Below are 20652 nucleotides of genomic sequence, written 5' to 3'. Positions count from 1 at the left end.
CCCCCGCCGCCGCGCCCGCCGCAATCCCGCCGCCGACTCGCACACCCAATTGCTTGAGGGTTTCGGGGTTGAACAAGTCATCGCCCCAGCGCCCGTCCAGCAGCGGCAAGTCGCTGGCCGCCGCATCTTGCGGGCGAAAGGCGTAGAGCTTGAGCAGCGCCTCGACGCAACGCTGTTCGCGTTGGCGCACGGCTTTGCGCAAATCGCTGATCGCCTGTTGTTCCTCTGCAGCTTCGCTGACCACACTGCGCCGGCACGCCGCGCAATCGATCAGCAACTCGGCAATCAGCCGCGCCGCACTGTGCTGACGCGCGAGGCGTTGCGCTTGTTGATCGGCAATCAAGCGCTCGAGTTGCGGCCGCGCGTTTTCCAGCAGCAGCGCCAGGCTTTCATACAGTCGGCGCTCGCCGTCCTCGGGCGGGGCGACGCTGTCAAACCGCACCAGCGCATGCAAACCCAGGCGCGCCAAGGCTTCGCGCCAATCAGCTTCGCGCTGGTGGGCGCTGCTGACGAAGTTCAGCACCGGCAGCAACGGTTTGCCGCAACTGGCCAGCACTTCGAGTTCGTCGCGGTACTTGGCCAGCACCGGCTCGCGGGCGTCGATCACATAGAGGCCGGCGTCCGAGGCCAGCAGTTGCCGCATCACTTTGGCTTCCTGCTCGAAACGCTGCCGGGCTTCGCTGCTGTCGAGGAACCGCGCGAGGCGCGCCGGGCCGTCGAGGCGTTCGCCAGGACGTTCCAGGCGTTCGAGGTAATCGAGCAGGGCAATCGCGTCTTCCAGCCCCGGCGTGTCGTAGAGGTCGAGCAACGGCTCGCCGTCCACCGACAGCCGCGCGCCTTCGACATGCCGCGTGGTGCTTGGCCGATGCGACACCTCACCGAAACCGACGTCGCGGGTCAGGGTGCGCAGCAGCGAGGTTTTGCCGACGTTGGTGTGGCCGACCACCGCGAGCTTCAAAGGCTTAGTCATGACCGGTCTCCAGCCAATTCATCGGCGCGCAATCGGCGAACGGCAAGTCCAATTGTTCCAGCGCTGCGTGCCAGTCACCGAGGCGCGCGGCATCCAGCGCTTCGCCGGGCGGCGCTTGCAGCAGCCAGACGCGGGTGGCGCTGGCGTTGCGCGCCAGTTCGCCGATCAACGCCAGGCTGCCGCGATCCGGCGAGCGCCGTGGATCGCAGGCAATCGCCAGGCGCGCCGGGGGAAACCGACTCAATTGTTCGAGGAGTTTGTGTCGCGATTCGCGGCTGTCGAGGATGCCGGCATTGCTCACCGATTTCGGCAATTGCGGCGGCCATGGGCGTTGCTCGTCCAGTTCGATGGCGACCAGCAGCGCGCCATCACTTTGCAAAGCACTGACGCCGCTTTCGACGCGGTGCAGTTGCTCCGGCGCGGCGTCGCTGATGCCCAGGCGTTCGCTGGTGGGCATCAGGCGTTCGCGCAATTGCGCGTAGCCCGGCAGGGTCGGGTCCAGACGCAGCGCCGCGCGCCCGCGTTTCCAGCGCCAGCGGCACAGCAGCATCAGCACCAGTCGCGGCAGTACGCCGTAGATCAGCACCGCGCCGACCAGCCAGATAGCCCAGCTCTGACGCACCAGTTCGCGGTTGTAATCGGTGTCGAGGGTCACGCGAATCATGTCCACCCGCGGCGCGCTCCAGCCCAGCGCGTGCGGCACGGCGGCGAGGGCGTCGGTGAGCGCGGCAAAAAAGTCAGCGCCAAACAGCGTGCTTTCCCAGATGAAGTCGTAGCGCCGGGTCGCCATCATCAGCACCAGCATGCTTAACGTGCTGAGCATGATCAGCAGCCACAAACCATTGACCAGCGAGCCCAGCGCCCAGCGATTGAGTTTGTGCCGTTGCAGCAACAGCAGCAGGGCCGGCGGCAGTTGCGCGGCTTTGGCGTCGCGGGCGAATTTTTCGCTGAGCCACAACCACAACCGGCCGAGCGCGGCGCCGTGTTCACCGGCGAACACCAAACCCAGCGCCCAACTGATCATCAGGATCAGGTTCAAACCGAGCAGCGTGCCCAGCGCCCAGAATATGTTGACCGGTTGTGATCCGTTGCCCAGCGCCGAAAACGCCAGGCCGGCGCCGCTGACGAGTGCCAGCACGACCATCAGCAACAGCGCCAGTCGCGCCCCTTGCAGCCAGTGCTTGAGGGCGCCGGTGAGGCCGTCGCGCTCGGCCAGCCACAAGGCGCGGCGCTGAATTCGCGTCGGCAGGTCGCCGCCCGCGCTGCGGGCCAATCGGTTGGCTTCGAGATCGTCGAGAGGGCCGGCGTGTTCTTCGCGCAAGCGAATGGTTTCCGTCAGCCAGAGGTTATTCAGTTCAGTCACGCGGCTTCCCGTCGCTCAAATGAACGCTGAGCATAACCGCTGTGGCGCTTATCGGGGTATGGGAGGCTCTGGTATCCTCGCCGACATGACTAAATCACTTCCCCTCAGCCTGATCGCAGCCCTCGGTGAAAACCGCGTGATCGGCGTCGATAACAGCATGCCCTGGCACTTGCCGGGGGATTTCAAATACTTCAAGGCTACGACCCTCGGCAAGCCGATCATCATGGGTCGCAAGACCTGGGATTCGCTCGGGCGGCCGTTGCCGGGCCGGTTGAACATCGTGGTCAGCCGTCAGGCCGATCTGCTGCTCGAAGGCGCGGAAGTTTTTTCGTCGCTGGAAGCTGCGGTGGTTCGCGCCGAAGAGTGGGCGAAGGCGCAGGGCGTCGATGAGTTGATGCTGATTGGCGGCGCGCAGTTGTATGCGCAAGGTCTGGCGCAGGCCGATCGGCTGTACCTGACCCGCGTGGCGTTGAGCCCGCAGGGGGATGCGTGGTTTCCGGAGTTTGATCAGCAGCAATGGAAACTGGTGTCGAACGTCGAGAACCCGGCGGTGGATGACAAACCGGCGTACAGCTTTGAGGTGTGGGAGAAGGCCTAAAAGCATCGCGAGCAAGCCTCGCTCCTACAGGATTGGCGCCATTTCATAGACGGCGCATAGCCTGTAGGAGCGAGGCTTGCCCGCGAAGGGGCCCGCTCAGGCGATGAGAATCTTAAGCGTGAGCCAACGCCCCATGCTCATCCGCATCCAGCAGCTGTTTATCAGTCTGCTGCATCACCTGGCTGGTAATCGCCCCGGCGGTAATCGAACCGCTGACGTTCAACGCCGTGCGGCCCATGTCGATCAGCGGCTCGACCGAAATCAGCAACGCCACCAGTGACACCGGCAAACCCATCGCCGGCAGCACGATCAACGCGGCAAACGTCGCGCCGCCACCCACGCCCGCCACACCGGCCGAACTCAAGGTCACAATCGCCACCAGCGTCGCGATCCACAGCGGATCCAGCGGGTTGATGCCAACCGTCGGCGCGACCATCACCGCCAACATTGCCGGGTACAAACCGGCGCAACCGTTCTGGCCAATCGTGGCGCCAAACGAGGCAGCGAAACTGGCGATCGATTGCGGGATGCCCAGACGCGTGGTCTGCGCTTCGATGCTCAGCGGAATGCTCGCCGCGCTGGAACGGCTGGTGAACGCAAACGTCAGCACCGGCCAGATCTTGCGGAAGAAGCGCAGCGGGTTGATCCCGGCCGCCGACACCAGCAAACCGTGGACCACGAACATCAGGCCCAGACCGATGTACGACACCACGACAAAACTGCCGAGCTTGATGATGTCTTGCAGGTTGGAGCCGGCGACCACTTTGGTCATCAGCGCCAGCACGCCGTACGGGGTCAGCTTCATCACCAGACGCACCAGACGCATCACCCAGGCTTGCAGGGTGTCGATGGCGTTGATCACTTTCTGACCTTTTTCGACGTCATCCTTGAGCAATTGCAGCGCCGCGACCCCGAGGAAAGCGGCGAAGATCACCACGCTGATGATCGACGTCGGTTTGGCCCGCGCGAGGTCGGCGAACGGGTTCTGCGGGATGAACGACAGCAGCAACTGCGGCACATTCAGGTCAGCAACCTTGCCCGCGTAATCGCTTTGAATGATTTGCAGGCGGGCCATTTCCTGGGTGCCGGCGACCAGGCCTTCAGCGGTCAGGCCAAAGAGGTTGGTCAAACCGATACCGATCAGCGCCGCGATGGCGGTGGTGAACAGCAGCGTGCCGATGGTCAGGAAACTGATCTTGCCCAGCGACGAAGCGTTGTGCAGACGGGCCACGGCGCTGAGGATGGAAGCGAACACCAGCGGGATCACGATCATTTGCAGCAACTGCACGTAACCGTTGCCGACTAGATCGAACCAACTGATCGAGGCTTTGAGCACCGGGTTGCCGGCGCCATAAATCGTGTGCAGCGCCACACCGAACGCGACGCCGAGCGCCAGCGCGAGCAGGACTTTTTTCGCCAGGCTCCACGAGGTGTGACGGGTTTGTGCCAAGCCAAAGAGCAGGGCGAGGAACACCAGCAAGTTGAGAATCAGTGGCAGATTCATAAAAACTCCGAAAGCGACTTGTGCCAGCTACCTTCCGGGGCAGCTGCGAACCGGCAAGCCTAACAGCTTGATATCTAATGAATTAATACCGAAATCGGAGGTTGACTGTCGTTTTTGGAATAAGCGCATGTCGCTGTCAGGGATGCAGCTGGCGCGATGGGGACGCAAGCGGTCGCGGGCAGGCGAGAACTGTCACGGTTTTTTGCTAGCGTCGATGTCTTTGAATCAGCGTCTCTTCACAAGGAAGCACGCACATGAAGTTCGCACCGAAAATGCTGGCTGTCGCGCTGGGACTTGGTTTGGGCTTGAGCCTGGCCGCGCAGGTCTCCGCCACTGATCTGAAACACTGGCCGCTCGATCAGGCCAAGGCGCTGGACGCGATGATCGCGGCCAACGCCAACAAGGGTAACTTCGCGGTGTTCGACATGGACAACACCAGTTACCGCTACGACCTCGAAGAGTCGTTGCTGCCGTTCATGGAAAACAAGGGCCTGATCACCCGCGACACCCTCGACCCGTCGCTGAAACTGATCCCGTTCAAGGACACCGCCGAGCACAAGGAAAGCCTGTTCAGTTACTACTATCGCCTCTGCGAAATCGACGACATGGTTTGTTATCCGTGGGTCGCCCAGGTGTTTTCCGGCTTCACGCTCAAAGAGCTCAAGGGTTATGTCGATGAGCTGATGGCCTCCGGCAAACCGGTGCCGAGCACGTATTACGAGGGCGATGTGGTCAAGACCATCGAGGTCCAGCCACCGAAAGTCTTTACCGGCCAGGCCGAGCTGTACAACAAGTTGATGGAAAACGGCATCGAGGTTTACGTGATGACCGCCGCGTCCGAGGAACTGGTGCGCATGGTCGCGGCCGATCCGAAGTACGGCTACAACGTCAAACCGCAGAACGTCATTGGTGTGACCACACTGCTCAAGGACCGCAAGACCGGCGAATTGACCACCGCGCGCAAGCAGATCACCGCCGGCAAATATGACGAGAAAGCCAACCTCGATCTCGAATTGACCCCGTACCTGTGGACCCCGGCCACCTGGATGGCCGGCAAGCAAGCGGCGATCCTGACTTACATCGACGAGTGGAAAAAACCGATTCTGGTCGGCGGCGATACTCCGACCAGCGACGGTTTCATGCTGTTCCACGGCGTGGACGTGGCCAAGGGCGGCATCCATTTGTGGATCAACCGCAAGGACAAATACATGACCCAGATAAACGGCATGATGGCCAAACACGCGGCGGCGCAAGCGAAAGAAGGCTTGCCGGTGACGGCGGACAAGAATTGGGTGATCGTCAAACCGGAAGAGATTCAGTAACAGGCAAAAAAATACCCCGCACTGGGCGGGGTATTTTTTTGTTCGACGGTTAAGCGTTACAGGCCGTCGAGCATGGCTTTGTTACGCACCGCGCCCTTGTCGGCGCTGGTGGCCAGCAGGGCGTAGGCTTTCAGCGCGGTAGTGACTTTGCGTGGGCGTTTTTCCACTGGTTTCCAGCCTTTCTGATCCTGCTCGACCCGGCGTGCGGCCAGTTCTTCGTCGCTGATCAACAGGTTGATCGAGCGGTTCGGAATGTCGATCAGCACCTTGTCGCCGTCCTGCACCAGACCAATCGCGCCGCCGGCAGCGGCTTCCGGCGATGCGTGACCGATGGACAGGCCCGAGGTGCCGCCAGAGAATCGGCCGTCGGTGAGCAGGGCGCAGGCTTTGCCCAGGCCTTTGGATTTCAGGTACGACGTCGGGTAAAGCATTTCCTGCATGCCCGGGCCGCCCTTCGGACCTTCGTAACGGATGATCACGATGTCGCCGGCCTTCACTTCGTCAGCGAGGATGCCGCGTACGGCGCTGTCCTGGCTTTCGAAGATTTTCGCGTTGCCTTCGAACACGTGGATCGACTCGTCGACGCCGGCGGTTTTCACCACGCAACCGTCCAGCGCGATGTTGCCGTACAGCACGGCGAGGCCGCCCTCTTGCGAGTAGGCGTGCTCGACGCTGCGAATGCAGCCGTTTTCACGGTCGTCGTCGAGGGTTTCCCAGCGGGTCGACTGGCTGAACGCAGTTTGCGTCGGGATGCCCGCCGGACCAGCCTTGAAGAAATGGTGCACGGCTTCGTCGGTGGTCTGGGTGATGTCCCACTTGGCGATGCCTTCGGCCATGGACGTGCTGTGCACGGTCGGCAGGTCGGTGTGCAGCAAACCGCCGCGCGCCAGCGAACCGAGGATGCTGAAGATCCCGCCGGCGCGGTGCACGTCTTCCATGTGGTACTTCTGGATGTTCGGCGCGACTTTGCACAGTTGCGGTACGTGGCGCGAGAGGCGGTCGATGTCCTTCAGGTCGAAGTCGATCTCGGCTTCCTGGGCGGCGGCCAGCAAGTGCAGGATGGTGTTGGTGGAACCGCCCATGGCGATGTCCAGGGTCATGGCGTTCTCGAACGCCTTGAAGTTGGCGATGTTGCGCGGCAATACCGACTCGTCGTTGTCGGTGTAGTAGCGCTTGCACAGCTCGACGATGGTGCGGCCGGCTTGCAGGAACAGTTGCTCGCGGTCGCTGTGGGTGGCCAATGTCGAACCGTTGCCCGGCAACGCCAGGCCCAGGGCTTCAACCAGGCAGTTCATCGAGTTGGCGGTGAACATGCCGGAGCACGAACCGCACGTCGGGCAAGCGCTGCGCTCGTACTCGGCGACTTTCTCGTCAGAAGCGCTGGAGTCGGCGGCGATGACCATGGCATCGACCAGATCGAGGCCGTGGCTGGCCAGTTTGGTCTTGCCGGCTTCCATTGGGCCGCCGGAAACGAAGATCACCGGGATGTTCAGGCGCAGGGACGCCATCAGCATGCCAGGGGTGATCTTGTCGCAGTTGGAGATGCAGACGATGGCGTCGGCGCAGTGGGCGTTGACCATGTACTCGACGGAGTCGGCGATGATCTCGCGGCTCGGCAGCGAATACAGCATGCCGTCGTGGCCCATGGCGATGCCGTCATCCACGGCGATGGTGTTGAATTCTTTGGCGACGCCGCCGGCGCGTTCGATTTCGCGGGCGACCAGTTGGCCGAGGTCCTTGAGGTGGACGTGGCCCGGTACGAACTGGGTGAACGAGTTGGCAATGGCGATGATCGGCTTTTTGAAGTCGTCATCTTTCATCCCCGTGGCGCGCCACAGTGCGCGCGCGCCGGCCATGTTGCGACCGTGGGTGGATGTTTTCGAGCGGTAATCAGGCATGGAACACTCCGGGCGGCTAATCAGGTGCTAAAGGGGAAGTGAGCTTCTATGAACGTCTGGAACACTCAGAAATGGCCGTGTGTCCGGAAGTTGCCGATGACTTTGCGGGATCGCCGCTTGCCTCAGCCTGAACTCATAAACCCGCCGGGGGATGAATGGCGATGAATCCCGCGATTCTACACCGCTGGCGTCAGGAGGGAATGCCGGAAAGTACCGATCCAGCGCTGACGCCGTGTGTGGAATGACGACCGGCAGTGTTCACCCGGCCGTCAGCGCCCGATACCGCCGGGTGATCAGCGCATTCAAGATGATCGCGCTAGCGCTCAATAGCAGAAAGCTCACCGCCAGAGTGGTCTGCAAATCAGTCGCGCTGAGGTTGATCAACGCGCTGATCAGTCCGCCGAAGATGAACACCAGTGTGTTGCCCGCCGACGCCGACGTGCCGGCCCTGCCCGGGAATATCTCCATGGCTTTCGAGGTCGCGACCGGCCGCGCAATGGTGGTGCCGGCAGTGCAGATGATCATCGGAACCAGCACCGTCGGCGTCGACAACCCGAGCAGTTTCGACAATATCAGCATGACCAGCCCCGAAAAGAAGATCAGGCCAAGGCCGACGATGATCAGCGTGTTCGGCGCGATCCGGCCGCCGAGGATCCGCGCGATGATCCCGCCAATGATGTACGCCAGCCCGTAAAGCAGCAGCGTCAGCGAGAATTCGTAGGGCGAGAGCTGCAATTGATCCATGAAAATCAGCGGCGAGATGACGATGAAGGAGAAATGGCAGGCGAATGCAATGGCGGCAATCAACCAGTAACCGGTGAAACCGACGTCGCGGTAAACCACCCGGTATGACTGGACGATACCTCGGTGCATAACGTTGGTCGGGCGCTGGTTCTCAAGGAAGAAGCAGGCTTTGAGGAACACCGCGCCGGCCAGCGCGATGAACACGACAAAACTTCCAGGCCAGTCGAGCGCTTGTTGCAGCAACGTGCCGGCCAGCGGCGATATGGAAATGAAAATTCCGCTGGCGGTGACCATGAGGATTCTCAGCCGATCGCGCTCCTTGCCCGCGAACAAGTCCTGAACCAGCGCCTGGGTCAGCACAAAACATCCGCAACCGATGGCCTGGATCATCCGGAACAGCAGGAACCAGGAATAATCGGTGGCTAACAGGCAGCCTGTCGCGCCGATTATCGATACCGCCATGCCCGCCAACAGCAAGCCCTTGCGCCCCATGCGGTCCGACAGCGGCCCGATCAGCAGTTGCGACAACGAAATGCCGACGGCGAACAGGCTGATGGAAAACGCGATGTCGGCGGGGCTGGTGCGGAAGTGTTCAGCCAATGCCGGAAATGAAGGCAGCAGCACGTCCAGCGGAAAGACCCCGAGCAACACCATGGTCATCAGCAGAATGACCGCGACACGGCGTTTTTTAACACTCACAGCGGCGTTGTCTTCATTCATCAATGAGCCCTGCCTGCGCGAAAAGTTGTCGATTGCCGGGCAGGTCAAAAAATCCCGCCGTGTGCAGTGCCTTAAGCGTGGCGCCCGCCCCTGAACGCGCACGCGCCACAACGGCGTTCATGCCCGTCAGGCCACCGAGGATGTCGGTGATGCAAACGGCATCCAGTTCGGCGCTGAGCAGGCTTTCTCTGAGCCATCGATCATCGATTTCAAAAAACAGCAGGATGATTTCCACCAGCCAATGGGCGGCGAGGGTGCGCCGGGTGCCGGGCAGGTTCAGCCACACGTAATGGAACACTTGCGCAAAATAGCGACTGTGCCGAGCCTCGTCCGTGAGGTGATCCCTGAGCATTTCCTGGACGCCGGACACCAGCAGGTCGCGGCACAGATCAAGCAGTTCGCGGGCGATGATCGTTTCCGAGACGAAACCGACCAGGAACAGCGCCAGCGCTTTGTGTTCGTCAGGGGCTCGGGCGAGCAGGTCGTTGAGCCGGGTGATTCGCCGTGGCATCAACGGCCGCGAGGTGATCCGGTACAGGTCGGCAATCTGCTCGGCGACGCTGTTGGAGAACAGCGCATGAAAACCTTCGTCGGTGTAGAGCTGCAACCCGGCGGTTTTCATCTGCTGCGGGATAGCGACACCGAGTTCGTCGTGGACGATGGTTTCCACCGCGCGATTGACGATGCGGTGTTCCAGCAACGTGGTGTAGTCGAGGAAATACACCAAGTGATTGGCCGTCAGGCGATGAACCACCGCTGGGCCGGCAGCCTGGATACTCGGGTGATCGAGATAGGGCAGAAAACCCGGCGGAAACCAGTGCCGGTTTAGCAATTGCCGCTCCAGTTCCGGCGGTGATGGCAATAGATAGGTGTTGCCGCTCGTGCGCACTGACGCGCGGTTGTTCCAGTCGCCAAGGGTAAAGTGCCCGACCGGGAACTCCGCCGCCGCAGGGTTGGTGGTCATTGTTGCTGTCTCTGGTTCAGCAACGCTTTCAGTTCCCTGCACATCACTTGCCCGTCGCTGCGGCCACAACCGACGAAAAACAACGGTTGTTCAGCATTGTCTTCAAGTCCGAGCAGCGCTTCGACCTGATCGTCTTTCAGCGCGCCGGTCAGCCAGGTCCCCAAACCGAGGGAAGTGGCGACCAGTTGAAAGGTCTGGGAGATATGCCCGGCCTCGACGTAGGCCATTCGGTAGGCGCGCGAGTGTTGGTACTTCCACCACAACTTGTCGAAACGCGCGCTGATAAACAGACCCACCGGCAAGTTGTTGATGAAGTGTTGTCCGCACAAGAGTTGGCCGAGCGGCGCGACCGGCAAGGGATTGACGAAGCTCAGGGCGTGATCGGCTGCGTGGTAGGCGTAGAGTCCGGGTTCCAGGCACTCGACGTTTTGCACGTGCACAAACCCTTCGCAGGCATTCAGTCCTCCACCCGAAGGGCTGCTGCGGCGTGCACCGAGGCCGTCGGCGACTGAGTCGTCGAGATCGTCTTCACGCTCTTTCAGATGGCCGAGCGACAGATAGAGCAGGGTGCTGAGGTGGTCGAGCGATACCGCGTCTCCAGTGAAAGAGCGGCAGGTTTTCCGATTGACCAGGGCATCGGCCAGATAACCTTCCGGCAGGCGAGCAGGGGCGGGCAGGGCAATCAGCTTGCCGGTCGCGTGGCGGGTGTTATCCGCACCTGAGCCGCTGGAGGCCAATACTTCGTTGCAATGGTCCAGATAATGTCTCGACCATTCATGAATGTTCTTGGGTGTATATTCGCAAGGTATGTTTTTAGTGCCGATATGAAATATCTTTGATAGTTCATCCCAGCCCCATTCGATTGCTCGCTGGGTGGACGTTATCAATATTCCAGTATTGAGAAACTGTGTGTCGATTATATTGTTGGTGTCGAACGCTCGGGGGTTGTCGATAAGTTGCGCGAGTCGCGTCGAGTATTCGAGGTTGAGTTCAAATTGCTTGTGGTTGCGGTAATCCCAGACTATTTGACCGGGCGTGCGGGGAAGCATGAAGAGATGTGGGTTTATCTGCATGAAGGGCTGTTCGCTCTGGCGGGGCCATAGAAAACGCTGGGTAAGCCGGCACTCCCCAGCGTCTCATTTACTTATCGGGCTTTCGGTGCAACCAGAAAAGCCAGGTTAGCGATTTTGTTGGTTTCCAGAGTAACTGCTTTCATGTTGTGAACTCCTTGTAAGTAATAGTGAGTGCCACTCCTTGGTGACAACTCAATCATAGTTTGTAATGAGTTCTTATCAAGGAGAATATCAGTAGGAAATATCCAGTAATTTTGTGGGAGCTATCTTATGGGAGGTAAGTGCGTGTAAGTCTAATTCTTCAATTTGGAAGATATAGCGAAACTTCCTGCACGTTAGTAGGACGGCAAGTGTAAGACGCAGAGGATAACTGGAAGGGGATTTCGATGGCGGCGAATGAGCGGGGAGCCTGCTGGCCCCCCGTCAAACCCGCGTAATCAGCTGTTTGGCAGCAGGCGGCAGGTGATGCTTTTGATGTAGCGGGTTTCGGCGATGGCTGGGTGAACCGGGTGGTCCGGACCCTGGCCGCCACGTTCGAGCATCTGGATGTTGCGATCCAGGTGACGGGCGCTGGTCAGCAGGATGTTCTGCAGGTCATCTTCCGGCAGGTGCATCGAGCACGAAGCGCTGACGAGAATGCCGTCCTTGGTCAGCAGGCGCATGGCTTGCTCGTTCAGGCGACGGTAAGCGCCTTCGCCGTTCTTCATGTCTTTCTTGCGTTTGATGAAGGCCGGCGGATCGGCAACGATCACGTCGAAACGTTCTTCGCTGGCCTTCAGCTCTTTCAGGGCTTCGAACACGTCGCCTTCGATGCAGGTCATTTTCTCGGCGAAGCCGTTCAGCGCAGCGTTGCGCTCGACGCCGTCGAGAGCGAAGGCCGATGCATCGACGCAGAACACTTCGTTGGCGCCGAAAGCGGCAGCCTGCACGCCCCAGCCACCGATGTAGCTATAGAGGTCGAGGACGCGTTTGCCTTTGACATACGGTGCCAGGCGCGCGCGGTTCATGCGGTGGTCGTAGAACCAGCCGGTTTTCTGGCCCTGAATGACCGGCGCTTCGAACTTCACGCCGTTCTCTTCCAGCGCAACCCATTCCGGCACCAGGCCGAACACGGTTTCGACGTAGCGGTTGAGGCCTTCGGCGTCGCGCGCGGCGGAATCGTTCTTGAACAGAATGCCGCTTGGCTTGAGCACTTGGGTCAACGCGGCGATCACGTCTTCTTTATGCGCTTCCATGGTCGCCGAAGCGATTTGCACCACGAGGATGTCGCCGAAACGGTCGACTACCAGGCCCGGCAACAGGTCGGAATCACCGTAGACCAGACGATAGAACGGCTTGTCGAACAGGCGATCGCGCAGCGACAACGCGACGTTGATGCGGTGCACCAGCAGCGATTTGTCCAGCGGCAACTTGATGTCGCGCGACAGCAGGCGCGCACAAATCAGATTGTTCGGGCTCATGGCGACGATGCCCAGCGGCTTGCCGCCGGCAGCTTCGAGGATCGCCTGATCGCCGGCCTTGAAGCCGTGCAAAGGAGTCGCGGCTACATCGATTTCGTTGCTGTAGACCCACAAGTGGCCGTTTCGCAGGCGACGGTCGGCGTTGGCTTTGAGGCGCAGGCTAGGCAGGGACATGACGTCGCTCCGGAAAAAAGAGCGGGAGTATAGCGTGTTGTGCCGGGCGGGTGGCCGGGTGGCGATGAAACGCTGATGACGCCGTCGCCGGCAAATCTCACCCCTACAGGGAAATGCATTCCAAATGTAGGAGCGAGGCTTGCCCGCGAAAGCGATTCAGGAGGTTACGCCGACAGCGCGCCGATCAACTCGCGGTTGAACGCCGGGATGTCATCCGGCTGGCGGCTGCTGATCAGGTTGCCGTCCTTGACCACTTCCTGATCAACCCAATGCGCGCCGGCATTGACCAAATCGTCCTTGAGGGTTTTGAAACTGGTCATGGTTTTGCCATTGACCAGCCCGGCCGAGATCAGCAGCCAGCCACCGTGGCAAATCACTGCGATTGGCTTGCCCGCCGAGGCACCGGTCTTGACCAAGTGCTGGGCATCTTGATCGATACGAATTGTGTCGGAATTTTGCACGCCGCCGGGCAGCACCACGGCATCGTATTGCTCGATATGGGCAGCCTTGAAGGTCAGATCAACCTTGAAATCGTCCGCCGGTTTGTCGTGGTTCCAGCCTTTGACCTGGCCTTCCTCGGCCGAGAGGATGTCCACTTTGGCGCCCGCCTGCTCCAGCGCCTGCTTGGGTCCGGTCAGTTCGACTTGCTCGAAACCGTCGGTGACCAGAATCGCGACGCGCTTGCCATTCAGGGAATTGGACATTGGGTAAGCTCCTGACTTGAGTGGGAATTTGTCGCTGGCCGAAGCGCAATCGCCTCGCCGGCATTACAAACTCCGAAGCCTTATCGCAAATGAAAGTTCCGACGATGTGCCCACCGGTGTGTCGGGTGGTGGTTTTTAAAGGTTAGAATCCCCGCCTGTCCAAGAGTGTGTACTTATGTCCCAAGAGCTGACGTCCGAACAGATCCAACAGTCCCTGCAAGGGATCAGCGTGCCGGCCCAGCCGCAGATCATGGTGGATCTGCAGATGGAGCAGTACATGCCCGATCCGGACCTGGAAGTGATCGCGAAGTTGATCGCCCAGGACCCGGGCCTCTCCGGGGCGTTGCTGAAAATCGTCAACTCGCCGTATTACGGCTTGAGCAACAAGATCGCCTCGATCCAGCGTGCGGTGAACCTGCTGGGCAGCCGTTCGATCATCAACCTGATCAACGCGCAATCGATCAAAGGCGAGATGAACGACGACACCATCGTCACGCTCAACCGCTTCTGGGACACCGCGCAAGATGTGGCGATGACCTGCCTGACGCTGGCCAAACGCATTGGCTCGCAGGCCGGCGACGAGGCGTATGCGCTGGGCCTGTTCCACGATTGCGGCGTGCCGCTGATGCTCAAGCGCTTCCCCGAATACATGAAAACCCTGGAAGAGGCCTACGCCAACGCGAGCCCTGAGTGCCGGGTGGTCGACACCGAAAACCGCGTGTTCAACACCAACCACGCCGTGGTCGGGTACTACACGGCCAAATCCTGGCGCCTGCCGGAACACATCACCGCCGCCATCGCCAATCACCACAACGCGCTGGCGATTTTCAGCGACGAGTCGGCGCGCAACACGCAACTGAAAAACCTGCTGGCGATCCTGAAAATGGCCGAGCACATTTGCGCGTCGTACCGGGTGCTGGGCAACCAGAACGAAGACCACGAATGGAACAGCATCGGCCCGCTGGTGCTCGATTACGTCGGCCTCTCGGACTACGATTTCGAAACCCTCAAGCAAACCATTCGCGACCTCGGTGCTCATCACTGAGGCGCAGCATTTTTGCTCAAAAGCGTCTGATCCGAGAGCCCCATGCCTGAATTGCCGGAAGTCGAAACCACCCGCCGCGGCATCGCCCCGCACCTCGAAGGCCAGCGCGTCAGCCGGGTGATCGTGCGTGATCGACGCCTGCGCTGGCCGATCCCCGAAGACCTCGACGTGCGCCTGTCTGGCCAGCGCATCGTGCTGGTGGAGCGCCGCGCCAAATACCTGTTGATCAACGCCGAAGTCGGCACGTTGATCAGCCATTTGGGCATGTCGGGCAATTTGCGTCTGGTGGAAGTCGGCTCGCCGGCGGCCAAGCATGAGCACGTCGACATCGAACTCGAATCCGGCCTGGCCCTGCGCTACACCGACCCGCGCCGGTTTGGCGCGATGCTTTGGAGCCTCGACCCGCTCAACCACGAATTACTGATTCGCCTGGGCCCGGAGCCGTTGACCGAGCTGTTCGACGGCGAGCGCCTGTTCCAGCAATCGCGCGGGCGCTCGATGGCGGTCAAGCCGTTCATCATGGACAACGCGGTGGTGGTCGGCGTCGGCAATATTTACGCGACGGAAGCGTTGTTCGCCGCCGGCATCGATCCGCGTCGCGAAGCCAAGAGCATTTCCCGCGCGCGTTATCTGAAACTGGCAATCGAGATCAAACGCATCCTCGCCCACGCCATCGAACGTGGCGGCACAACGCTGCGCGACTTTATCGGCGGCGACGGTCAGCCGGGGTATTTTCAGCAGGAGCTGTTTGCTTACGGGCGCGGCAGCGAACCGTGCAAAGTCTGCGGCACGCTGCTGCGCGAGGTGAAGCTCGGCCAGCGCGCCAGCGTGTTTTGCCCGCGCTGCCAGAGCTGATTCGCCCGACGGTCTATAGTCAGTGTTCTCACTGCCTAGCCGAAGGACCGTGCCATGATTTCGTTTCGCACCTTTTTCGTTGCCCTGCTGCTGAGCGTCGGCCCGCCCGCGCTGGCGGCTGAACACGGCAGCGGCGACCCGCGCTACACCATCCAGAACCCTCCGGCGTTTGCCATGATCGGCGACTTGCTGATCGCCCGACCCTTGCTGGTCGCGGCGACGGTGATTGGCGCGGGGGTGTTTGTGGTGTCGCTGCCATTTACCGCGCTGGGCGGCGGCGTGGGGGATGCGGGGCAGGCGTTGGTGGTCGATCCGGCGAGAGCGGCGTTTGTCAGGTGCCTGGGGTGTATCGGGGAAGGGTTCGAGCAGCGCGAGTGAAGGCAGTTGGATTTCAGGTGTGGCGGATGGCCTCATCGCGAGCAAGCTCGCTCCCACAGGTATAGCGCGGTCCATGTGGGAGCGAGCTTGCTCGCGATGGCGCCCTGACAGACGCCAAAAGCCTCAAGCCTTACCGGTAATCACCCGATATTTCGCCATCAACTGTTCTTCAGTCTCCGGATGCGCTTCATCCAGCGGGATGCAATCCACCGGGCAGACTTGCTGGCACTGTGGCTCGTCATAGTGGCCGACGCACTGTGTGCACAGGTTCGGGTCGATGACATAGATTTCTTCGCCCTGGGAAATGGCGGCGTTCGGGCACTCGGGTTCGCAGACGTCGCAATTGATGCAATCGTCGGTGATGATCAGGGACATGCTAACTCCAGCCGGGGCGGCAGGCCCGGGCGCAATAAACCAATGCGCGCAATTGTGCCGCATTGGCGCCCGCAGTGCACGCGGGCGCCGCTTGAGCGGTCGTTACTTCTTGAAGCGTTCGGTGAGGGCGTCGGCCACCGCAGGGTGGACAAACTTGGTGATGTCGCCGCCCAGCGCTGCAATTTCACGCACCAGCGTCGAGGAAATGAACGAATAACGCTCCGAAGGCGTGAGAAACAGACTTTCCACATCCGGCGCCAATTGGCGGTTCATGTTGGCCAGCTGAAATTCGTACTCGAAGTCCGAAACCGCACGCAAACCACGCAGGAACACGTTGGCGTTCTTTTCTTTGGCAAAGTGCGCGAGCAGTGTCGAGAAGCCGACGACTTCAACGTTGGGCAGATGTTTAGTGACCTCGCGGGCCAGCTCCACACGCTGTTCCAGGGGAAACAACGGGTTTTTCTTCGGGCTGGCAGCGACGGCAATGATCACGTGATCGAACAGGCGCGAGGCGCGTTCGACCAAGTCGCCATGGCCCTTGGTAATAGGGTCGAAGGTACCTGGGTACAACACTCGGTTCATCGCGTCGTCCTGGCGGGAGTCCGTTGGGGACTCGGATGGTATCGCAGCCTTCCCGGTCGGGAAAGCCGCCTGTTCAGTAAGAAAGCACTATAGACGACGGCCAACTTTGGTTTTTTCACGGGTTTTTCAGGCGTTCGGCCAGCGCTGTGGCCAGTTGCGCGGTCAGGCCGTAGACCGACAATTGCGGGTTCGCGCCAATGCTGGTGGGGAACAGCGAGCCATCGTGGATCGACAGATTGCCGAGCTGATGATGGCGGCCAAGACTGTCGGTTACCGCGTACTTGGGGTCTTCGCCCATCGCGCAACCGCCCATCACGTGCGCGCTGCCGAGGCGTGTGCGGTACAACTCAAGGCCCAAGCCGTCGATCAAACTGCGCGCCTCGGCAAACGTTTTCACGTAGCGCGCATCGGTGTGCATTGGCATCACCGCTTTCGCGCCACCGGCGAACTGGATCTCGGCCATGCTGTGAAACGCCCGGCGCAAACCGTCCCAGGTGTAGGGCGAGACCTGATAGTCGAGCACTGGCGTGCCGTCGCCGCGCAGCTCGACGCTGCCGCCGACGCTGTCCGGGTGGAAGCCGTCGCGCAGCAAGGCGAGCATGGCGTGGGTGTGCGGCAGGTTCTCCATGTGTTGCGAATTTTCCTGGCCGAAGCCGCCAAGCAACGTCGCCGCCAATGCCGGTTGCAGCGGCGGCACTTCGAGCTTGTAAGACATTTTGCCGGTGGTGCCGTCCTGCCATTGAAAGTGGTCGGTATAAATTGACTGCGGCGCGCCGTAAAACGGGTTGATCACCTCATCGAACAGCCCGGCCGACATATTCACCAAGTGCAGAAACGTGCGTTTGCCGAGCCGCTCGTGCGGGTCCGGCGCCTCGGAACGCCGCAGCAGCGCCGGGCTGTTGATCCCGCCGCCGGCCAGCACGTAATGCCGCGCCTTGACCGTGATGGTGCGCCCGGTTGGCGCGACGCAGCGCTCATCCATCGCCGCGCATTCGAGGCCAGTGACCTTGCCGTTGTTGATCGACAACTTCTCGGCGCGCGCCAGGTACAGCAGCTCGCCGCCGTTTTCCAGGGTCGCCGGAATTGTCGTCACCAGCATTGATTGCTTGGCGTTGGTCGGGCAACCCATGCCGCAATAACCGAGGTTCCAGCAGCCGCGCACATTGCGCGGGATCACGTGCCAGCTATAGCCGAGTTGCTCGCAACCTTTGCGGATCACATCGTTATTGGCGTTGGGCGGGACTAGCCACGGGGCGACGCCGAGGCGCTGTTCCATTTTCTCGAACCACGGCGCCATTTCGGCGGGGCTGTGTCCTTTGACCTGGTGTTCGCGCGCCCAGTGTTCGAGGGTCGGCTGCGGGGTGCGGAAGCTCGATGTCCAGTTGATCAGCGTGGTGCCGCCGACTGCGCGACCCTGGAGGATGGTGATCGCGCCGTCCTTGCTCATGCGGCCGATGCCTTCCTGATACAGGCTGGCGTAGGACTGGTCTTCGAGCATCTTGAAATCGCTGCTGGTGCGCAGCGGGCCTTCTTCGATCAGCAAGACTTTGTAGCCAGCGGCGCTGAGGATTTCTGCGGTGGTGCCGCCGCCGGCACCGCTGCCGATGATTGCCACGTCCGCTTCCAGCGTCAGGTCGCCGGTCAGTTGCGCGCCGTTATAGGTTTTCCAGCCACGGGCCAGGCCTTCGCGAAACGGATCGGGTACGGGCATGTTCGGCTTCTCTTTTTATTTTGGATTCTGTGGTGAGGCGGCGGACGTCATCGCGAGCAAGCTCGCTCCCACATTGGAATTGCTGTGTTCACACAATCTGATTAGCAACCCACAACCCCTGTGGGAGCGAGCTTGCTCGCGATGGGGGCGACACAATTTTCAAACCGTCGGCGGCCCCGGATAACCGCAATGCGCCCACGACTCCTTGCGGCTGTACCACGCCATCATCACCAGTTGCAGCAACGAGCTGTGGCCCATGCGCAGCAGGTTCAACGAGCTGTTTTCCCAGCGCTCGAGGAAATGCCGGATCGCCTGCGCCGAGGCATTTTCCCAACTGCCCCAAACCCCGGTCAGCGGCCCACGGGTCACGGTCATCCCGAGCACGTCGAACAATTGGCGAGTCAGCTTGAGCATTTCCGGCGACAGGTGATCGAGGCTGTTATCCAGATTTTGCAACGTGCCATCGACGGCGCTCGGCAGGTTATCGACCGCCACGGCGCCGTCGAGCATCACCGGAACCAACGCGCGCAGAAACAGCAGATCGCTCCTGCGCAGCGTGGCGAAACCGTCCGCAGCAACGCTCGACGAACAGCCGCTGAGGCTGGCGCCGAGTCCGGCGGTGGCCAGAAAAGCACTGGCGCCGAGGCTGAATTTGAGCAAGTCGCGGCGGGACAGCGCGGGGGAATCGGACAGGTTTGGGCTCATTATTGTTATTACCCGACGGTCTGCAGCGTTAGCGGATAAACAGCTTTTGAATCAGTTTCTGAATCGATTTGCCATACGGCGGATAGATCAGCTTCGCCGCGTTGAAGCGCTGTTTGATCAGCACACCTTTGGCTTTGCTGAACGTCAGGAAACCTTCGTGGCCGTGGTAATGGCCCATCCCCGAAGCGCCGATGCCGCCGAATGGCATGTCGTCCTGAGCGACGTGCAGCAACGTGTCGTTGAGGCACACGCCGCCGGAATGAGTCTCGTGGAGCACGCGTTGTTGTTCGCGTTTGTCGTAGCCGAAGTAGTACAGCGCCAGTGGCCGAGGTCGCTGATTGATGTAGGCAAACGCCTGATCAAGGTCGGTGTACGGCACGATCGGCAGCAGCGGGCCGAAGATTTCGTCCTGCATCACGGTCATCTCATCGCTGACATTCAGCAGCAGACTGTGAGCCATGCGCCGGCCCTGACCTTGCTCGAACAACGGAATCAGCAATGCGCCCTTGCTGGTGGCATCGCTGACATAACCGTTGAGCCGCGCCAGTTGTCGGTCATTGATGATCGCGGTGTAGTCCGGGTTGTCGGCGAGTGTCGGATAAAACCCGCGAACCGCTTGGCGATAGGCTTCGACGAACGAGCCGACGCGGTCCTCGGGGACCAGCACGTAATCGGGCGCGACACAGGTTTGCCCGGCGTTGAGAGTCTTGCCGAACGCGATGCGCTCGGCGGCGTCCTTGAGCGGCACGTCGCGGGAGACGATGGCGGGGGATTTGCCGCCCAGTTCCAGGGTCACCGGCGTGAGGTTTTCCGCCGCCGCGCGCATTACGTGTTTGCCAATGCTGGTGGCGCCGGTGAACAACAAATGATCAAAGCGCAGCCGCGAGAACGCGACGCCGATGTCCGCTTCGCCGAGGACCACGCACACCAAGTCTTCAGGGAAGATCCGCGCCAGTAACGCTTTGAGCAGCAAGCCGGTGGCCGGGGTCGATTCGCTGAGTTTGAGCATCACCCGATTGCCCGCCGACAACGCGCCCACCAACGGCCCGATGGCCAGGTACAGCGGATAATTCCACGGCACGATCACGCCGACCACGCCCAATGGCTGATAAACCACTTTGGCCGAGGCCGGTTGAAATGCGAGGCCGACTTTACGCCGCGAGGCTTTCATCCAGCCCTTGAGGTGCTGGCTGGCGTAGTGAATGCCGTGCAGGCTCGGCATCAGTTCGGCGAGCAGGGTTTCATCGGCGCTGCGATGGCTGAAATCCTTGCTGATCGCCTCGATCAACGCCTGGCGCTCATCGCTCAACAAGTCGCGCAATGCCTTGAGCCATTGCTGGCGCTGGGCGGCGGGCGGCATCGGGTTGGCGGCGTACGCGGCGCGCTGTGAATTAAACAAGGTCTGGAGCTCGTCCAACGGCTGCTGTAAGTTCTGCAAATAAGCGATGTCGGCAGTCATGGAAGGCTCCGGATTTTTATTCTGATAAGAGGCTTTTTAGAGTCTAAG

At 60.9% G+C, this 20652-nt stretch carries 19 protein-coding genes; 5 read left to right on the top strand and 14 right to left on the bottom strand.

The annotated features are described in order from the left end of the window. Together BI292_RS22305 and BI292_RS22300 are read right to left on the bottom strand one after the other, a co-directional pair. The coding region (locus tag BI292_RS22305; RefSeq protein ID WP_101209185.1) for a GTPase/DUF3482 domain-containing protein at positions 1 to 970 on the bottom strand (970 nt) is incomplete at its 3' end. Then, on the bottom strand, positions 963 to 2333 hold the full coding sequence (locus BI292_RS22300; RefSeq protein WP_101209184.1) for a DUF2868 domain-containing protein: 1371 nt from the start codon (positions 2331 to 2333) through the stop codon (positions 963 to 965). The genes BI292_RS22300 and BI292_RS22305, both read right to left, overlap by 8 nt. Positions 2334 to 2418: 85 nt before the next feature. Between BI292_RS22300 and BI292_RS22295 the strand changes: the two genes are divergently transcribed. Next, positions 2419 to 2931: a dihydrofolate reductase gene (locus BI292_RS22295; RefSeq protein WP_092281618.1), complete on the top strand. Its 513-nt coding sequence runs from the start codon at positions 2419 to 2421 to the stop codon at positions 2929 to 2931. 112 nt (positions 2932 to 3043) lie between these two features. Here BI292_RS22295 and BI292_RS22290 read toward each other — a convergent pair whose 3' ends face one another. After that, a complete protein-coding gene (locus BI292_RS22290; protein ID WP_101209183.1) occupies positions 3044 to 4435 on the bottom strand; it encodes an L-cystine transporter in 1392 nt (463 codons plus the stop codon). A gap of 254 nt (positions 4436 to 4689) precedes the next feature. Between BI292_RS22290 and BI292_RS22285 the strand changes: the two genes are divergently transcribed. Continuing rightward, positions 4690 to 5757 carry a phosphorylcholine phosphatase gene (locus tag BI292_RS22285; RefSeq protein WP_092276682.1) on the top strand — a complete coding sequence of 356 codons (1068 nt, stop codon included), beginning with the start codon at positions 4690 to 4692 and terminating at the stop codon, positions 5755 to 5757. A gap of 56 nt (positions 5758 to 5813) precedes the next feature. On the opposite strand, the gene ilvD is transcribed toward BI292_RS22285, so the two are convergent. The 6 genes from ilvD to BI292_RS22255 form a co-directional block, all read right to left on the bottom strand. After that, positions 5814 to 7655 carry a dihydroxy-acid dehydratase gene (gene ilvD, locus BI292_RS22280; protein ID WP_101209182.1) on the bottom strand — a complete coding sequence of 614 codons (1842 nt, stop codon included), beginning with the start codon at positions 7653 to 7655 and terminating at the stop codon, positions 5814 to 5816. Between the two features lie 258 nt (positions 7656 to 7913). Next, positions 7914 to 9119, bottom strand: a complete 1206-nt coding sequence (locus BI292_RS22275) for a multidrug effflux MFS transporter (RefSeq protein ID WP_101209181.1) — start codon at positions 9117 to 9119, stop codon at positions 7914 to 7916. Beyond that, positions 9112 to 10083 (bottom strand): diiron oxygenase, encoded by a 972-nt coding sequence (locus BI292_RS22270; protein ID WP_101209180.1) that lies wholly within the window; start codon positions 10081 to 10083, stop codon positions 9112 to 9114. Before BI292_RS22270 ends, BI292_RS22275 begins: the two co-directional genes overlap by 8 nt. Further along, positions 10080 to 11156, bottom strand: a complete 1077-nt coding sequence (locus BI292_RS22265; protein WP_101209179.1) for a SagB family peptide dehydrogenase — start codon at positions 11154 to 11156, stop codon at positions 10080 to 10082. Before BI292_RS22265 ends, BI292_RS22270 begins: the two co-directional genes overlap by 4 nt. 437 nt (positions 11157 to 11593) lie before the next feature. Continuing rightward, on the bottom strand, positions 11594 to 12790 hold the full coding sequence (locus BI292_RS22260; RefSeq protein WP_092276696.1) for a class I SAM-dependent rRNA methyltransferase: 1197 nt from the start codon (positions 12788 to 12790) through the stop codon (positions 11594 to 11596). A 164-nt stretch (positions 12791 to 12954) separates the two neighbouring features. Further along, on the bottom strand, positions 12955 to 13494 hold the full coding sequence (locus tag BI292_RS22255; protein ID WP_092276699.1) for a type 1 glutamine amidotransferase domain-containing protein: 540 nt from the start codon (positions 13492 to 13494) through the stop codon (positions 12955 to 12957). 229 nt (positions 13495 to 13723) lie between these two features. On the opposite strand from BI292_RS22255, the gene BI292_RS22250 reads away from it, so the two are divergent. The 3 genes from BI292_RS22250 to BI292_RS22240 are packed head-to-tail and all read left to right on the top strand — an operon-like array spanning position 13724 to position 15772. Then, positions 13724 to 14539 carry an HDOD domain-containing protein gene (locus BI292_RS22250; RefSeq protein ID WP_167370473.1) on the top strand — a complete coding sequence of 272 codons (816 nt, stop codon included), beginning with the start codon at positions 13724 to 13726 and terminating at the stop codon, positions 14537 to 14539. 42 nt (positions 14540 to 14581) lie between these two features. Then, on the top strand, positions 14582 to 15394 hold the full coding sequence (mutM, locus tag BI292_RS22245) for a bifunctional DNA-formamidopyrimidine glycosylase/DNA-(apurinic or apyrimidinic site) lyase (RefSeq protein ID WP_092276705.1): 813 nt from the start codon (positions 14582 to 14584) through the stop codon (positions 15392 to 15394). Positions 15395 to 15448: 54 nt separating this feature from the next. After that, positions 15449 to 15772 carry a multidrug transporter gene (locus BI292_RS22240; protein ID WP_101209178.1) on the top strand — a complete coding sequence of 108 codons (324 nt, stop codon included), beginning with the start codon at positions 15449 to 15451 and terminating at the stop codon, positions 15770 to 15772. A gap of 123 nt (positions 15773 to 15895) precedes the next feature. Here BI292_RS22240 and BI292_RS22235 read toward each other — a convergent pair whose 3' ends face one another. From BI292_RS22235 to BI292_RS22215, 5 genes are all read right to left on the bottom strand, one after another. After that, entirely contained in the window at positions 15896 to 16147 is a 252-nt protein-coding gene (locus BI292_RS22235; RefSeq protein WP_048722619.1) for a YfhL family 4Fe-4S dicluster ferredoxin, read from the bottom strand. Between the two features lie 102 nt (positions 16148 to 16249). Further along, a complete protein-coding gene (gene coaD, locus BI292_RS22230) occupies positions 16250 to 16729 on the bottom strand; it encodes a pantetheine-phosphate adenylyltransferase (protein WP_045059801.1) in 480 nt (159 codons plus the stop codon). Positions 16730 to 16844: 115 nt separating this feature from the next. Next, positions 16845 to 18440, bottom strand: coding sequence for a GMC family oxidoreductase (locus BI292_RS22225; RefSeq protein WP_101209177.1), 1596 nt, complete (start codon positions 18438 to 18440; stop codon positions 16845 to 16847). Positions 18441 to 18599: 159 nt separating this feature from the next. Next, the gene (locus BI292_RS22220; protein WP_101209176.1) at positions 18600 to 19145 is read right to left on the bottom strand and encodes a twin-arginine translocation pathway signal protein; all 546 of its coding nucleotides are present in this window, start codon (positions 19143 to 19145) and stop codon (positions 18600 to 18602) included. Positions 19146 to 19173: 28 nt separating this feature from the next. After that, positions 19174 to 20604 carry a coniferyl aldehyde dehydrogenase gene (locus tag BI292_RS22215; RefSeq protein ID WP_101209175.1) on the bottom strand — a complete coding sequence of 477 codons (1431 nt, stop codon included), beginning with the start codon at positions 20602 to 20604 and terminating at the stop codon, positions 19174 to 19176. Positions 20605 to 20652: the final 48 nt, after the last annotated feature.

The organism is Pseudomonas sp. 43NM1, assembly GCF_002836905.1.
GTDB lineage: Bacteria > Pseudomonadota > Gammaproteobacteria > Pseudomonadales > Pseudomonadaceae > Aquipseudomonas > Aquipseudomonas prosekii.
The sequence above is the reverse complement of the archived record's forward strand: the minus strand, read 5'-3'. Positions and strand labels throughout refer to the sequence as shown.

Bases quoted from the DNA above. Each gene is read 5' to 3' on its own strand.
- BI292_RS22295 (WP_092281618.1), top strand. From the start codon at position 2,419: ATGACTAAATCACTTCCCCTCAGCCTGATCGCAGCCCTCGGTGAAAAC.
- BI292_RS22290 (WP_101209183.1), bottom strand. From the start codon at position 4,435: ATGAATCTGCCACTGATTCTCAACTTGCTGGTGTTCCTCGCCCTGCTC.
- BI292_RS22285 (WP_092276682.1), top strand. From the start codon at position 4,690: ATGAAGTTCGCACCGAAAATGCTGGCTGTCGCGCTGGGACTTGGTTTG.
- ilvD (WP_101209182.1), bottom strand. From the start codon at position 7,655: ATGCCTGATTACCGCTCGAAAACATCCACCCACGGTCGCAACATGGCC.
- BI292_RS22275 (WP_101209181.1), bottom strand. From the start codon at position 9,119: ATGAATGAAGACAACGCCGCTGTGAGTGTTAAAAAACGCCGTGTCGCG.
- BI292_RS22270 (WP_101209180.1), bottom strand. From the start codon at position 10,083: ATGACCACCAACCCTGCGGCGGCGGAGTTCCCGGTCGGGCACTTTACC.
- BI292_RS22265 (WP_101209179.1), bottom strand. From the start codon at position 11,156: ATGCAGATAAACCCACATCTCTTCATGCTTCCCCGCACGCCCGGTCAA.
- BI292_RS22260 (WP_092276696.1), bottom strand. From the start codon at position 12,790: ATGTCCCTGCCTAGCCTGCGCCTCAAAGCCAACGCCGACCGTCGCCTG.
- BI292_RS22255 (WP_092276699.1), bottom strand. From the start codon at position 13,494: ATGTCCAATTCCCTGAATGGCAAGCGCGTCGCGATTCTGGTCACCGAC.
- mutM (WP_092276705.1), top strand. From the start codon at position 14,582: ATGCCTGAATTGCCGGAAGTCGAAACCACCCGCCGCGGCATCGCCCCG.
- BI292_RS22240 (WP_101209178.1), top strand. From the start codon at position 15,449: ATGATTTCGTTTCGCACCTTTTTCGTTGCCCTGCTGCTGAGCGTCGGC.
- BI292_RS22235 (WP_048722619.1), bottom strand. From the start codon at position 16,147: ATGTCCCTGATCATCACCGACGATTGCATCAATTGCGACGTCTGCGAA.
- coaD (WP_045059801.1), bottom strand. From the start codon at position 16,729: ATGAACCGAGTGTTGTACCCAGGTACCTTCGACCCTATTACCAAGGGC.
- BI292_RS22225 (WP_101209177.1), bottom strand. From the start codon at position 18,440: ATGCCCGTACCCGATCCGTTTCGCGAAGGCCTGGCCCGTGGCTGGAAA.
- BI292_RS22220 (WP_101209176.1), bottom strand. From the start codon at position 19,145: ATGAGCCCAAACCTGTCCGATTCCCCCGCGCTGTCCCGCCGCGACTTG.
- BI292_RS22215 (WP_101209175.1), bottom strand. From the start codon at position 20,604: ATGACTGCCGACATCGCTTATTTGCAGAACTTACAGCAGCCGTTGGAC.